15 protein-coding genes are annotated in these 13,432 nt (G+C 69.9%); 6 read left to right on the top strand and 9 right to left on the bottom strand.

Translation table 11 applies throughout. From position 1 onward, the window contains the following. Positions 1-55 precede the first annotated feature (55 nt). Entirely contained in the window at positions 56-1,711 is a 1,656-nt protein-coding gene (locus tag ACFTE1_RS13250; protein ID WP_380622524.1) for a sensor histidine kinase, read from the top strand. After that, positions 1,708-2,364 (top strand): response regulator, encoded by a 657-nt coding sequence (locus tag ACFTE1_RS13255; protein ID WP_380622522.1) that lies wholly within the window; start codon positions 1,708-1,710, stop codon positions 2,362-2,364. The genes ACFTE1_RS13250 and ACFTE1_RS13255 overlap by 4 nt, the downstream gene beginning before the upstream one ends. A gap of 71 nt (positions 2,365-2,435) precedes the next feature. Here ACFTE1_RS13255 and ACFTE1_RS13260 read toward each other — a convergent pair whose 3' ends face one another. Continuing rightward, complete coding sequence (locus tag ACFTE1_RS13260; protein WP_380622520.1) at positions 2,436-3,194, bottom strand: SIR2 family NAD-dependent protein deacylase; 759 nt, start codon at positions 3,192-3,194, stop codon at positions 2,436-2,438. Positions 3,195-3,266: 72 nt separating this feature from the next. Here ACFTE1_RS13260 and ACFTE1_RS13265 point away from each other — a divergent pair, with 72 nt between their 5' ends. Next, the gene (locus ACFTE1_RS13265) at positions 3,267-4,202 is read left to right on the top strand and encodes a cation diffusion facilitator family transporter (RefSeq protein WP_380622518.1); all 936 of its coding nucleotides are present in this window, start codon (positions 3,267-3,269) and stop codon (positions 4,200-4,202) included. A 111-nt stretch (positions 4,203-4,313) separates the two neighbouring features. Here the strand turns inward: ACFTE1_RS13265 and ACFTE1_RS13270 are convergent, their stop codons facing one another. Beyond that, positions 4,314-4,688, bottom strand: coding sequence for an ADP-ribosylation/crystallin J1 (locus ACFTE1_RS13270; RefSeq protein ID WP_380622516.1), 375 nt, complete (start codon positions 4,686-4,688; stop codon positions 4,314-4,316). An 83-nt stretch (positions 4,689-4,771) separates the two neighbouring features. On the opposite strand from ACFTE1_RS13270, the gene ACFTE1_RS13275 reads away from it, so the two are divergent. Further along, a complete protein-coding gene (locus ACFTE1_RS13275) occupies positions 4,772-5,620 on the top strand; it encodes a hypothetical protein (RefSeq protein ID WP_380622514.1) in 849 nt (282 codons plus the stop codon). Positions 5,621-5,647: 27 nt separating this feature from the next. Here the strand turns inward: ACFTE1_RS13275 and ACFTE1_RS13280 are convergent, their stop codons facing one another. Continuing rightward, positions 5,648-6,064 carry a rhodanese-like domain-containing protein gene (locus tag ACFTE1_RS13280; RefSeq protein ID WP_380622512.1) on the bottom strand — a complete coding sequence of 139 codons (417 nt, stop codon included), beginning with the start codon at positions 6,062-6,064 and terminating at the stop codon, positions 5,648-5,650. Between the two features lie 99 nt (positions 6,065-6,163). Here ACFTE1_RS13280 and ACFTE1_RS13285 point away from each other — a divergent pair, with 99 nt between their 5' ends. After that, complete coding sequence (locus tag ACFTE1_RS13285; protein ID WP_380622510.1) at positions 6,164-6,610, top strand: Lrp/AsnC family transcriptional regulator; 447 nt, start codon at positions 6,164-6,166, stop codon at positions 6,608-6,610. Here the strand turns inward: ACFTE1_RS13285 and ACFTE1_RS13290 are convergent. The 5 genes from ACFTE1_RS13290 to ACFTE1_RS13310 all read right to left on the bottom strand — a co-directional run bounded on the left by ACFTE1_RS13290 (position 6,607) and on the right by ACFTE1_RS13310 (position 11,529). Continuing rightward, entirely contained in the window at positions 6,607-7,467 is an 861-nt protein-coding gene (locus ACFTE1_RS13290) for a phosphotransferase family protein (RefSeq protein WP_380622508.1), read from the bottom strand. The genes ACFTE1_RS13285 and ACFTE1_RS13290 overlap by 4 nt on opposite strands. A 17-nt stretch (positions 7,468-7,484) precedes the next feature. Further along, the gene (locus tag ACFTE1_RS13295) at positions 7,485-8,411 is read right to left on the bottom strand and encodes a DMT family transporter (protein WP_380622506.1); all 927 of its coding nucleotides are present in this window, start codon (positions 8,409-8,411) and stop codon (positions 7,485-7,487) included. 75 nt (positions 8,412-8,486) lie between these two features. Further along, on the bottom strand, positions 8,487-9,977 hold the full coding sequence (locus ACFTE1_RS13300; protein WP_380622504.1) for a flavin monoamine oxidase family protein: 1,491 nt from the start codon (positions 9,975-9,977) through the stop codon (positions 8,487-8,489). A gap of 155 nt (positions 9,978-10,132) precedes the next feature. Further along, positions 10,133-10,903, bottom strand: a complete 771-nt coding sequence (locus ACFTE1_RS13305) for a dioxygenase family protein (RefSeq protein ID WP_380622502.1) — start codon at positions 10,901-10,903, stop codon at positions 10,133-10,135. 92 nt (positions 10,904-10,995) lie between these two features. Beyond that, positions 10,996-11,529 carry a hypothetical protein gene (locus ACFTE1_RS13310; RefSeq protein ID WP_380622500.1) on the bottom strand — a complete coding sequence of 178 codons (534 nt, stop codon included), beginning with the start codon at positions 11,527-11,529 and terminating at the stop codon, positions 10,996-10,998. A 99-nt stretch (positions 11,530-11,628) separates the two neighbouring features. Between ACFTE1_RS13310 and ACFTE1_RS13315 the strand changes: the two genes are divergently transcribed. After that, complete coding sequence (locus tag ACFTE1_RS13315; RefSeq protein WP_380622498.1) at positions 11,629-12,078, top strand: MarR family winged helix-turn-helix transcriptional regulator; 450 nt, start codon at positions 11,629-11,631, stop codon at positions 12,076-12,078. Positions 12,079-12,094: 16 nt separating this feature from the next. On the opposite strand, the gene ACFTE1_RS13320 is transcribed toward ACFTE1_RS13315, so the two are convergent. Then, on the bottom strand, positions 12,095-13,372 hold the full coding sequence (locus ACFTE1_RS13320; RefSeq protein WP_380622496.1) for a chitinase: 1,278 nt from the start codon (positions 13,370-13,372) through the stop codon (positions 12,095-12,097). Positions 13,373-13,432 lie beyond the last annotated feature (60 nt).

Below are 13,432 nucleotides of genomic sequence, written 5' to 3' on the forward strand. Positions count from 1 at the left end.
CCCGGCGAATGTCCCTAATGTGTCCATAGCGTTAATTGAGTTAATTGTGTTCACGGTGTCGAAGAGGACCACCCTGGCAGGCCGTCTCATGGTCTTCCAGGCCGTCGTCGTGTTCCTGGTCCTCACCGCCGTGGGCGCGCTGTCGATGGCGCAGTCCGAGGCGGTCTTCCTCCAGGCCGAGGGCCGCCGCGTCTCCGCCCTGGCCGAGCAGATGGCCGACAGCCCGCTCGTGCGCGGCAGGATCGACGTGCCCGGGGCGGGCGACGCCCTGGCGCCCCTGGTGCAGCGCATGCGGACCCAGTCGAACGTGTCGACCGTGGCCATCGCCGACGCCGAGGGGCGCGTCGTCGTCTCCACCAACCCGCTCCTCGCCGGGACCGAACTGGAGTACGGGCACCCGAGCGTCCCCGACGGGCGCGGCTGGCTGGGAGAGCTGCGGGTGGACGGCGACCTCGAGTACGTCTCCCAGGTGCCCGTCCTCGACGCCTCTCCGGGCGCCCACGGCCGGGTGCTGGGGACGATCATGGTCGGCCAGCACTACCCGACCCTCTGGGACCGGCTGTTCGACAACACCCCGAACCTCCTGCTCTATCTCGGCGTCGCCTCCGCCATCGGAATCACCGGCTCCTACCTGCTGGCCCGCCGGATCAAACGCCAGACCCTCGGCATGGAGCCGCGCGAGATCGCCGGCCTGGCCGAGCACCGCGAGGCGATGCTCCACGGCATCGCCGAAGGCGTCGTGGCGCTCGACGAGAAGGACCGCGTCACCCTCGTCAACGACACCGCCAGGACGCTCCTGGACCTCCCCGCCGACCCGACCGGCCGGGCGCTGGACGACCTCGGCCTCTCCGACCGGGTCCGCGAGGTCCTCTCCGGGCGGGCCGAGGGCCGCGACCTGGTCGTGCTCCACGGGCAGAAGGTCCTCACCGCCAACCGGATGGAGGTCGTCAAGGAGGGCCGGGCCCTCGGCTCGGTCACCACCCTGCGCGACCGGACGGCCCTGGTCCGGCTGGAGAAGGACCTGGGCGCCTTCCGCTCCGCCACCGACGTCCTCCGGGCGCAGAAGCACGAGTTCGACAACCGCCTGCACGTCATCTCGGGGCTCGCCCAGCTCGGCGAGTACGAGGAGGTCGCCACCTACATCCGGTCGCTGGGCGGCGACCGCAGCGAGCCGGACTTCTCCATCGCCCGCGCCGTCGCCGACAAGTCCATCGCCGCGCTGCTCATGGCCAAGGCCGCACAGGCCTCCGAGCACGGCACGCGGCTCGTCCTCGCGCCCGGATCCTCCCTCGGCGCGCTGGCACCGGACCTGGCCGCCGACGTCGGGACGGTCCTGGGCAACCTCGTCGACAACGCCCTCGACGCCGTCGCCTCCTCCCCCGACCCCCGCGTCACCGTCGCCGTCTCGCAGACCGACGACGAGGTGTCGGTGACCGTAGCCGACTCGGGTCCCGGCGTGGCGCCCGAGATCGCCCGCGAGGTCTTCACCCACGGGTTCACCACCAAGGCCGCCGCCTCCGGGGCGCGCGGCATCGGGCTCGCCCTCACCCGGCTCGTCTGCCGCCAGCGCGGCGGCGACGTCGTGCTCGACTCCTCCGCCGCCGGGGCGCGCCTGACCGCCACCGTCTCGACCGCCCCGCTTCCGCCCCAACCGAACACCGGACCGGAATCGGCGCAGCCGACGCCGGCCGCCCCGCAGGAGGTCCCGTGATCGAAGTGCTCATCGTGGACGACGATTTCCGCGTCGCCAGCATCCACAGCCGTTTCGTCGAGGCAGTCGACGGTTTCCGGACCATGGCCGTCGCCCACTCCGGCGCCGAGGCCCTGGAGACCCTCCGGACCGCCCCCGCCGACCTCGTCCTGCTCGACCTCTACCTGCCCGACGTGTTCGGGCTCGACCTGGCGGCGCGCCTCCGGTCCGAGGGGCACGACTGCGACATCATCGCCATCACCGCCGCGCGCGAGGCGGAGACGGTGCAGGCCGCGGTGCGCCACGGGCTCTCCGACTACCTCCTCAAGCCGTTCGGACTGGAGGACCTGCGCAAGCGCCTGGAGGACTACGCCGCCCGGGTCAAGTCCGCTCCCCGGCAGGTCCACGACCAGTCCGACGTCGACAGGATCCTCTCGCGCTCGGGCAGGACCGCATTGCTCCCCAAGGGTTTGAGCGCCGAGACGGCCGCCTCAGTGGAGAACGCGCTCAAGGGCTCCGACACTCTCTCGGCGACCGAGTGCGCCGAGGCCGTGGGCATCTCGCGGGTCGGCGCCCGCCGGTACCTGGAGTACCTGCACGAGTCGGGAAAGGCGTCGGTAAAGCTCCGCTATGCCAAGCGGGGTCGGCCGGAGCGGCGCTACCGCTTCCTGTAGACGGCCGACGGCCGCCCCAGAATAAGCGGCACGCTACCGGCGATAAGCGGCCTTCCTGTCGGGCGGCACGATCAATGCCGAGTCCGATGGCGGCCCTGGACTAAGCGGCCCTCCGCCCGGGCGGCGAGCCTCTCGACCAGTTCCGGCACGGCCGTGGAGATGGGTTCGCGGACGATCTCGTCGGCCAGGCCGTCGTACGGGGTCGGATCGGCGTTGACGATGACGATCTCGGCGCCCGCCCGCGCAGCTATGCCCACCAGGGCCGCTGCGGGATAGACCTGGAGCGAGGTCCCGATCGCGGCGAACACCTCGGCCCTCTCGGCGGCCTCTTCCGCCCGCTTGAGGCGTTGCGGGGAGAGGAACTCGCCGAACATGACCGTCGTCGTCTTCAGAACGCCGCCGCACCGCTCGCACGCGGGATCCTCTTCCCCGGAGCGCACCCTCTCCAGCACCTCTTCCAGGGTGGAGGTGAAGTCGCAGCCGAGGCACACGATGCCGAACATGTCGCCGTGCAGCTCGACGACCCGCTCGTCGTCCAGTCCGGCCTTCTGGTGCAGGCGGTCGATGTTCTGCGTGATCACCGTGTCCAGGGCGCCCTTGCGCTCCAGTTCGGCCAAGGCCAGGTGCGCGACGTTCGGCTCCGCGGTGCGCGCCGGGCTGGCCTCGCGGAACTGCCAGGCCCGCTTGCGGATCGCCGGATCGCCGGAGTACGCCTCCAGGTCCACCAGCTTCTCGTAGTCGGGGAACTGCCGCCAGAGTCCCTGCGGCCCGCGGAAGTCGGGGATTCCCGAGTCGGTGGAGACCCCCGCCCCGGTGAGTATCGTGATCATGCGCCGTCCTAGTCTTGCCGGGCGGGCGTAAGATGTGGGAGTTCTACAGCCAGTCCACAGAAGGAGCACTCCATGGCCGCCGAAGGCGGAACCAAAGCCGTGATCGCCGCGCTGGGCGCCAACCTCGGCATCGCCGTAGCCAAATTCTCCGCCGCCGCCTATACCGGTTCGGCGTCCATGCTAGCCGAGGGCGTCCACTCGGTGGCCGACTCGGGCAACCAGGTGCTGCTGCTGGTGGGCGGCAAGCGGTCGCGGCGCGAGGCCGACCCGGCCCACCCCTTCGGTTTCGGGCGCGAGCGCTACATCTACGCCTTCATCGTGGGAATCGTCCTGTTCAGCGTGGGCGGGCTCTACGCCGTCTACCACGGCTACCAGAAGATGATGCACCCCCACGAGGTCTCCAGCCCCTTCGTCGCCGTCGGAGTCCTGGCGGTGGCCATCGTCCTCGAGTCGATGGCCATGAGGCAGGCCATCAAGGAGGCCAACAAGGTTCGCGGCGACCAGAGCTGGTACCAGTACATCCGCAACTCAAAGGCGCCGGAGATCCCGGTGATCCTGCTGGAGGACAGCGGCGCGCTGATCGGTCTGGTCCTCGCGCTCTTCGGCGTGGGGCTCACCCTCGTCACCGGTGACCCGATCTTCGACGCCCTCGGAACGCTCTCCATCGGCATCCTCCTGGTGGTCATCGCCATCGCGCTGTCGATGGAGGTCAAGAGCCTCCTGGTCGGCGAGTCGGCCAAGCCGCAGGACATCAAGGCGATCCGCGGGGCCATCGAGGAGACCAGCGCGATCATCCACCTGCGCACCCTGCACATCGGCCCCGACGAGATCCTGGTGACGGGCAAGATCGCCATCCGGCACAGCGCCACGGGGGAAGAGATCGCCACCGAGATCAACGAGGCCGAGGAGAGGATCCGCGCCGCCGTCCCCACGGTGACGCTCATCTTCCTGGAGCCGGACATCCACCACGGGAAGAAGGGATCCGCGGAAGAGGCGGCCGCGGACTGACCGTCGCTCCGTAGCGGCGGGTTCGGCGGAGTAATCCGACGGGGCCCGCCGCGAGCCGAGCGGTGTACTGGATCGGCGGGTCCGGGCGGTGGATCCGCCAAGATCCGCCGATCATCTGCTCAGATCCACGGCCACTTCGCCTTCGGGGCGGAACTCGCGCACGACGGTCATCGGACCGACGATGTGGCGGTTGAACTCCTCCAACTCCTCGGCCGGAACCCAGAGTTCCAGGATGGTCCTTCCCCCGGCCTGCCGGACGGGATAGCGTTCGACGAAGGCGGTCTCGACGTCGAAGGCGAGGACATAGCCGACGCCCGAAGCGGGGACGTTCCAGTCCCGAGCGATCTTGACGGCGTAGTCCTCGTTGAGGACCGGATAGAAGATCGGCTGGTCCGGCAGCCTCGGCGGCCAGGCCAGCCAGTCGGAGGCGCGGACCAGGTCCATCTCCTCCGGGCCCGTCGGCCGCCACAGTCTCGTCGTTCGCATTTCACCTCTCCGCCACTCGCGGGTCCGGGCCATTCTATAGTCTTGAGGCCCTTGCCCCGAAGCCGTTTTCGGAGGGAGAGCCCATGGCCCCGTTCCACACCCCCGCATCGCGGGTCGTCGCCGCCTCCGCGATCGTCCTCGTCGCCGCCGCGGGCTGCGGGCCGGACGGTCCGGCCGAACCCGCCGTCTCCGACGACCCGACCCACGCCGTGGCGGCCGACCCCGAGACCGCCGTCCTGGACGCGATATCCGTCCTGGAATCGACGCCCTACGTCGGACAGACCGACATCGTGATCGACGGACGGACGTACCTCGACGGCAGCATGCTCGTCCAAGGCCCCGACGCGTACCGAACCTCGGCGCTCCTGGACGACACCGCCCTGCCCGGCGGGGAAGCCTCCACTCCCCTGGACGTCCAGACCCTAGTCGTCGGCGGGGAGGCCTACTTCGCCCTGGAGGGCGGAGCCTACGAGCCGTATGCCGGCGAATTCGGCAACGGCACGTGGGTGCACGTCCCGGCGGACCTCCGACCGGACTTCGAACTCGGCCTGGGGATGACGGCCGCCCACCACGCCGACTACGCGCTCGAAGCGGCCGCCGGTCTGAGTGGACTCGAGCACGCGGGAGGCTCGACGGTCGAAGGCCTCCTCTCCGCCGACGGCCCGGTCTTCGCCCCCTCCCCCGACCGCGACACCCTGCTCGGACCGTTGGAAGGACGGGTCGTCTCAGACGTCCCGGTCGACATCGTCCTCGACGGCGAGGGCCGCTTCGAAGAGCTGTCGTTCACCCTCACCCTCGAGGTCGAGGGCCACGGCCCGGTGGAGGCCTCCTACTCCATCGAATTCTTCGAGTGGGGCGACGGCGTCGACCTGAGCCTCCCCGAGGGCGACACGGTAGAGGCCCGGGAGCTCATGGAGCACTCCGACCGGTAGCCCCTCCGGCCCAACGGCCCCTCCGCCCTAGCAGGCGCAGGAGATCCCGGAGACGGGCCCGGTCAGCGGGTCGCGGTCGTGGCGGTGCACGCCGTCTGCGGCGGTGACGGGAAAGCCCTCGCGGATCCAGTACTCGATGCCTCCCAGCATCTCCTTGACCTCGTACCCTTCGAGCGCGAAGGCGAGCGCGGCGCGCGTGGCCCCGTTGCAGCCCGGTCCCCAGCAGTAGGTGACGACGGGCCGGTCGGCCGGAATCAGCTCCGCCGCGCGTGCGGCGATCTCGGCGGTCGGCAGGTGGACCGCCCCCTCGATGTGCCCCTGGTCCCACGACTCCTTCGAGCGCGAGTCGACGAGGGTGAAGGCCCCTTGCGACAGTGCCGCCTCGACGTCGCTGACGTCGGTCTGGTAGTTCAGTCTGGCCTGGAAGAATGCTATGGCGTCCATGCGTTCAAGGCTAGATTCCCCGCCCTCGGACCGCACAGCGGAATCCGTCGTGCGGGATCCGATCAGGGCGCGAATCCACGACAGTTCTAGACTCGTACCGTGGACACCGCACTGGACGATATCGATCTCGCGTTGATCGCCGCGTTGCAGAAGGACGGGCGCGCCAGGTTCGCCGAGTTGGGGCGCGCGGTGGCGCTCTCCCCCTCGGCCGTGGCCGCCCGAGTCAAGCGCCTGGAGCAGGAGGGCGTGATCGCGGGCTATACGGTCACCGTGGACGCGGAGAAACTCGGCCGTCCGATCACCGCCGTCATCCGCCTGCGCTTCAACGGGACCAACTACCGCCCTTTCCACGAGTTCCTGGCCGAGACGCCGGCCATCGTGGAGGCCCACCACGTGACCGGCGACGACTGCTTCATCATGAAGGCGCACGCCTCTTCCATGGCCGAGCTGGAGAAGATCACCGGGCGCGTCTGCGCCATGGGACCGGTGACGACGTCGGTGGTCTACTCCAGTCCGCTGGAGGGCCGTCCGCTGCCGCTGGACTAGTCGCGCTTCCAGGGCCTCTCGCCGTGCGCCCCCTGCAGGCACTCGGCCAGGTACCGGGCCCTGTCCGCCATGGCGGGGCGGTACTCGGCCATCTGGGACATAACCCCGACCATGCGCAGTTCCCGCAGGTCCCGCATCAGGTCGTAGCCCTCCCACTCGGTCACGTCGTGTCCGTAGGCCTCGCAGAAGGTCTCGTACTCCGCGTCGCTCAGCGAACCGAAGGTGCCGTGGCGGAAGGCGGTGAAGGAGAGGTCCCACTCGGGCGGGCCCACGCAGACCCGCTCGAAGTCCAGGATCACCGGTTCGCCGCCTGCGACGACGAGGTTGGCGGGGTTGGCGTCGCCGTGGATGAGACGGTCGGGCAGCCCCGAAGGGAGTCCGCTCCACGCCGACTCCAGGTCCTCGTAGTGCCGCAGCAACCAGACACGCGTCCGCTCGGTCAGCACGTCGGCCGCTTCCAGGCGCTCGCGGAGACGGATGAAGGGACTGAAGGGGATCACGTCGAGGTTCTCCGGCTGCGGCAGGGCGTGCAGGCGCCGCAGGGTCGTTCCCATCGACTCCGGCGTCCCATGGGTATGCTCTCCGATCCACCGCCAAAACGACACGACGCGGTCGCCCGCGCGGATCGGCTGGTCGAGTCCGGGGATCAGCCGGGCGGCGGGGAAGCCCAGCTTCTCGAACCAGCGGGCCGCGGCGATCTCTCCTCGGCGCACGTCCATCGTCCCGTGGCGGGACATGCGCGCGACGGTTCCGGGGTTGACGCGCCAGATCTCGTTCTCGCCCTGGTGCAGGAGAACAGGGTCGGCCACTTCGACGTCTGCGGACCGGCAGACTTCAGCTAGCACGTCCGGTATCACGGGGGCCTCCTCGCCGCTCAGGCTTTACGCTCGTACTTGGCGATGATGACACCCGCGAGGCAGATCGCACTGCCCGCCAACGCCATCCAGGGAGGCAGCTCACCGAGGAACACCCAGCCCATGAGGATCGCCAGCGGCGGCACCAGATAGGTGAAGGTGCCCAGGTTCGAGGCCTTCAACTTCGACATGGCATAGGCCCAGGCGGCGAATCCGATCGCAGTGGGGACCACGCCGAGGTAGACCAGCATGCCCCAACCGGCCGGCGTCACGGAGGAGAGGTCGGCCGAGGCCGCGGAGAAGGGGAGAGCGGCCAGAACGCCGACGGCGGTGGTCCAGACTGTCACGCGCAGGGCAGAGGCCGAGGAGAAGAGCGGCTTCTGGGTCATGGAACCGACGCTCCACAGCAGGGCCGCCAGGAGGCAGAGCACGACGCCCTTCCAGTCGATCTGGGCGGTGTCGGCAGAGGCCAGTCCGATGAGGAGGATTCCGGTGAAGGAGACCGCCGCCCCGAGGAAGAGGTTCCAGCGGGTCTTCTCGCCGAAGAAGACTATGGCGAAGGCGATGATGAGCAGTGGCCCTATGTTGACGAGGATGGAGGACGTCCCCGCGTCGATATAGCGGACGGCGAAGTTGAGGGCAACGTGGTAGGCGAAGAACCATCCTATGCCGCAGACCAGGACCAGGGTCCACTCCTTGCGGCCGCGAGGGAGCCACGGGTCGCCGTTGCGCGCGAAGAGGCTGAGGGCGACGAGGACGAGGAGCGCTATGGAGGTGCGCCCCAGGGAGAGGGTGAAGGGGTCGAACTGGTCATGGAGGTAGCGGAGCACGACGAAGGCCGACGACCAGCTGGTCACGACCAGCGCGACGGCGGCGTAGGCGAGTGCGCGCGAGGGCTCGGGGGAGGTTCGGCCGGAGGGACGCTCGGCGGTTGCTGTGCTAGTCACCCGTCGACTGTCCCACCGCACACCGACAAGAGCGACGCATGCCCCTGCCTCTGTGTCCTGTTTGCGGACCGGACCCTATCGGGCCAACTGCTCCACGGCCCGGCAGGCCGACTCCAGCGCCCCCTCGATCCAGCAGCGGTAGGCCGTCGACGTGCCGTCCCCGGCGAAGACCAGCCGTCCCCCGGCCTCCGGGGAGCGCGTCTCGGGTCCGATCTCCACGGCCTGCCCGGGCACGTACACCGCCGCCTCGCCCCCGGCGAAGGCGTTGCGGGCCCAGCTCTGCACGTGGAAGCCCCCGGTGAAGGAGTCCTGGACGACCGGACCGTACAACTCGGCCAGAGACCGCAGGGAACGGTCAAGGCACTCGCCCTCGGGCAGGGAGTCCCAGCCGCGCGCGTCGTCGGACCAGGTGTAGGAGGCGATGACGACGCCGCCGTCCCCGACGGGGTGGGAGGGGTAGACGATATTGCGCAGCGGCCCGTCGGTGACGTCGGCCCCGCCTTCGGCGCCGTCCTTCTCCCACCACCGGGACTCGAACTCGAGCAGGATCTTCGTGGCCGCGTCGTAGTGCAGTTCGGTGACGGCGCGCTGCTTCCCGTAGGAGAGCTCGGGGGTGAAGCGGATGTAGCGGAGGGTCGGGTGCGGGCAGGTCACGATGACAGTGTCGGCCCGGAACTCGCGTTCGGACGTGCCGAACTCGCGGCGGCACCGCACGGCGGCCTCCGGTCCCGTCGTGTCGACCTCCACGGCCCGCCAACCGGTCCGGACTCGCCCGGCCCGTTCGGCGAGGCCGTCGACCATGCGGTCGGTGCCTCCGACGACTTCGACCAGGCGCGCTCCCCCGCCCAGGTACCCGGCGGACAGGAGGCTGTGGGTGAGGGAGAGGTGCATGCGCGCGGTGGTGTTGCCGAGCGTTCCCACGAGGTCCAGTTCGTTCTCGCTGAGTCCGCAGTGCTCCACCAGCCACCGGCGGAGGCTCCACTCCCCGTACTGTTCGAGGTGGGCGCGCCAGCCCTCGGGGTCGTCGTTGGAGGGGCGCGCGGAGGAGAGGCACTCGGCGAGGATGTCGTAGGCGGTCCGGTCGCCGTCGACTCCGAACTGGCCGTTGATCAGTGCGGGGTCGGCGAGGTACTCGGCGCGGGTGACGCGGGCGGACCCGGCGTCGACCAGTCTGTCGGCCGAGGTCATGGCGAACGGCCGGGTCTCGAGGCCGAGGTCGTCGACCAGGGCGGTGGCGAGGGTGTGGGACGTGGGCAGGCGCATGGCCCCGGCCTCGCCGAGGGAACCGGGCAGGGCCCAGGGCGATCGGACGGTCTTGACGCGCCCTCCGACGCGGTTGGTGTTGGCCTCCACCACGGTCACGTCGCAGCCGGCGCGGCGCAGCATCCCGGCTGCGGCCAGTCCGGCGATTCCCGCGCCGACGATGACGGCGCTTCGCGGGGCGCGGGAGGGCCCGGATCCGGCGAGGAGGTCGAGGTAGTCCGATTCCCTGCTCGCGCCGTCGATCGTGGTGCGGGTGATGTCGGCGGCGACTTCGGCGACGCGGTCGCGAGTGGACTGGTTCATTCGGACACTTTACGGTGCGGTTCCGGTCCGATAGGGCGGATTCACCCGAGCGGCCGGCGCCGGCGGCCGCTGGCCCGCCCGACGTGGAGATCGGGCGGGACGGGCACGCGAGCACCGGTCCCAGGCGCGGAATTCCACGGCGGTGCCGCGGCGGTTCAGCCGATCTGCACCGAGCGCTTCGCGAGCCCCATCCAGAACCCGTCGATCACGGTGCGCTGCGAGCCGAGCTCGTCCCCTCCGGCCCCGAGCGTGACGAACAGCGGGGCGAAGTGCTCGGTGCGCGGGTGCGCGAACCGGGCGTCGGGAGCCTTGTGCTGGAAGTCCAGCAGGGCGTCGAGGTCGGAGGCGTCCAGGCTCTCGCGGCCCCACTGGTCGAACTCGGCCATTCCGCCGGCCACGCCCCCGCCGGTGTCGAGGGTTCGGAGGTTGTGGGTGAAGAACCCGCTGCCGACGATGAGGACTCCCTCGTCGCGCAGGGGCGCCAACCTGGCTCCGAGGTCGTAGAGTCCCCGCGGGTCGAGGGTGGGCAGGGACATCTGCAGCACCGGGACGTCGGCGTCGGGGTACATCTCGACGAGCGGCACGTAGGCGCCGTGGTCGAGGCCCCTGTCCTCGTCGCGGTGGACGGCCGTGCCCGGGCGACGCAGGAGCGCCTCGACCTTGCGGGCCAGGTCGGGAGCCCCCGGAGCCGCGTACCGGACGTGGTAGTAGTGCTCCGGGAAGCCCCAGAAGTCGTAGTAGAGGGGGACGGTGCTCGTGGCGCCGAGCGTCACGGGCGCGTCCTCCCAGTGCGCGGAGACCATGAGGATCGCCTTCGGACGCGGCAGGTCGCCCGACCAGGCGGCGAGCTGGCCCGGCCAGACGGGGTCGTCGGCCAGCGGCGGCGCCCCGTGGCTGAGATAGAGCGTCGGCATGCGGTCGGCCATGGTCTCCTCCTCGGCGAAAATTAGTTCGAATTTGAACTAATACCATCAGCATAGCACTCGGTCGATATCCGAACCAACTCCCGCCGCGACGCCTACCGCAGCCAGGGCATGGCCTTGACCAGTCCCGTCCGTTCCCACCGGGCACCCAGGCCGAAGGCGCGGCCGGCGCCGGAGGCCGCGAGCGCGACGGCCGCGACCAGGTACACCAGGTGTTGGTCCACCACGGGGTTGCCCTGCAGCGGCATGGAGGAGAGGTAGAGCATGCCCATCAGGCAGACGGCGCCGACAGCCGCGAGGCGCATGCCGATGCCCAGCAGCAAGGCGACGCCCACCGCGCCCATGCCACCGACGAAGAGCACGTCGACCCAGGCCTGGCCGCTCAACCCTTGGAAGAGGTCGGCGAAAGTGCCCTGGGCTCCGGCGAGGTATCCGCTCGTGGGGCTCTGGCCGTCGACCCATCCCTGTCCGGAGGGGGTCGGTCGCCCGAGCCCGAGGAGGTGGTCGGCGGCGGCCCAGAGGAAGACGCCGCTGAGGACGATCCGCAGCAGGGCGAGCGTTCGGCGGCCGGCGGCGGGGGCCTCGGCGGTCGCTTCGGTCGGCGGGCTGTGTTCCAGTGAGTCGTTCATGATGGTCCCTTCGTCTGGTCCGATAGTTAGTTCAATTTTGAACTTTCGGAGACAGAGTACCCGTCGGTTCAAATTTGAACAAGGGGCTATGATCGAGGGATGGCGAACTGGCTGAACGAGGACGAGATGCGGGCGTGGATCGCCTTCCTGAGAGCCGCCTCGCTGGTGAACCGGAGCGTCGAAGACCAGCTCAAAGCCGACGCAGGCCTGTCCCACCTGCAGTACGAGATCCTCGTCCACCTCGCGTCGTCCGAGGAGGGCGAGAGGCGCATGGGCGACCTCGCCAAGGTCCTGCTGAACTCCAAGAGCGGGCTGAACTACCAGGTCAACCAGATGGAGAAGCAGGGCCTCGTGGAGCGGCGGACGTGCCCGTCGGACTCCCGGTCGATCTTCGCCCGCATCACCAAAAAGGGGCTGCGGAAGCTGGAGGAGTCCGCACCGGGCCACGTGGACCGGGTGCGCGAGGCGCTCATCGACGTCCTCACCCCCGACGAGCAGCGGACGCTGACAGCGGCCCTGGAGCGGGTCTACGAGAGGCTCCGCTCCTGAGCCGGAGCCCCTGCCGCTACGGCAGGGTGTCCAGGTGCGGCCCTACCGTGCCGGAAAAGCTTCGGCCGGCCACGACGTCCCAGTTGACCGACCACGTCATGGCGCCCCGGATGTCCGGGTAGGTCTGGGCGGGCTGGAACGAGCCGCAGTTGACCCCCTTCGCCAGGCAGTCGAGCGCGTCGTTGACGACCGACGGGTCGACGTAGCCGCCGCCCGCCGCGCTCGGCGAGGCCGGGAGGCCCAGCCCCACCTGGTCGGCGCGCAGGCCGTTCTCCAGTTGGACGCAGGCGAGCGCGGTCAGGAAGTCGACCGTCCCCTGGGCGTAAACCTGCCCGTCGCAGCCGAGCATGGTGCCGGAGTTGTAGTACTGCATGTTGACGACCGTGAGGATGTCCTGCACGGCGAGCGCGAGTTTGAAGTACTCCGTCCCCGGGTTCTGCATGTCGATCGTCTGGGGCGCCATGGTGAGCACGAAGCCCGGTCCGGCGCGCCCGGCGATGTCGTGCAGGGCCTGGGCGAGGTAGGTGGAGTTGATGCCGTGCTCCAGGTCGATGTCGACGCCGTTGAAGCCGTACTCGGTCATCAGTCCGTGGACGCTGTCGGCGAAGCGGGCCGCCTGGGTCGGGTCGGCGATGGAGACGGTGCCCTTCTCCCCGCCCACGGAGATGATGACGGCCTTCCCGGCGGCCTGCTTCGCGGCGATGTCGGCCTTGAACTCCGCTTCGGTGTAGCCTCCCAGCTGATCGGACAGTTGCGGGTCGATCGCGAAGTCGACTTCGCCCGGGTTGGCGGTGGACTCGCCGAAGGCCACGGCGATGACGTCGTACTCGTCGGGCACGTCGGAGATCCGCAGGGCGGTGGAGCCGTTGACGAAGTTGTGCCAGTAGCCGGTCAGCGCGTGCGCGGGAACGGGCACGTCCGGCGGGTCGACGGGCGGGTCGTCGGTGGGCGTCTCCGTCGGCGTGTCCGTGGGAGTCTCGGTCGGCGGGGCGTCGCAGTCGCCGCCGGCCGTCCACAGTGTCGGTGTGTCGGCGGGGTTCCAGCCTGCTCCCGGGTGTGCCGTGTGCGCTTGCCGTGCGGTGTAGGCGCCGCCCTGGTAGGTGACGGTGTCGCCGACTTGGTAGGAGGTTCCCTCAGCCCATTCGTCGCACGAGGCGAGAGTCTCGGAGAAGGCGGGCCGGATGGCGAGGGTCGCCGCGGCGAGGACGGCGACGGCGCTCAGTACGAGTGACAGGCGGCGCCATCGCCGCCGGGTCTCGGTGGTCGTGGCGACCGGGTTGTCGTTGTCGGTCATGGTTGCTCCCCTGTTGCGCGGGCCTGGGTCGACACGAGGGGATATCGACGTTTATCTATA

Origin of the sequence: Salininema proteolyticum (assembly GCF_042685645.1) — a bacterium.
GTDB lineage: Bacteria > Actinomycetota > Actinomycetes > Mycobacteriales > Micromonosporaceae > Salininema > Salininema proteolyticum.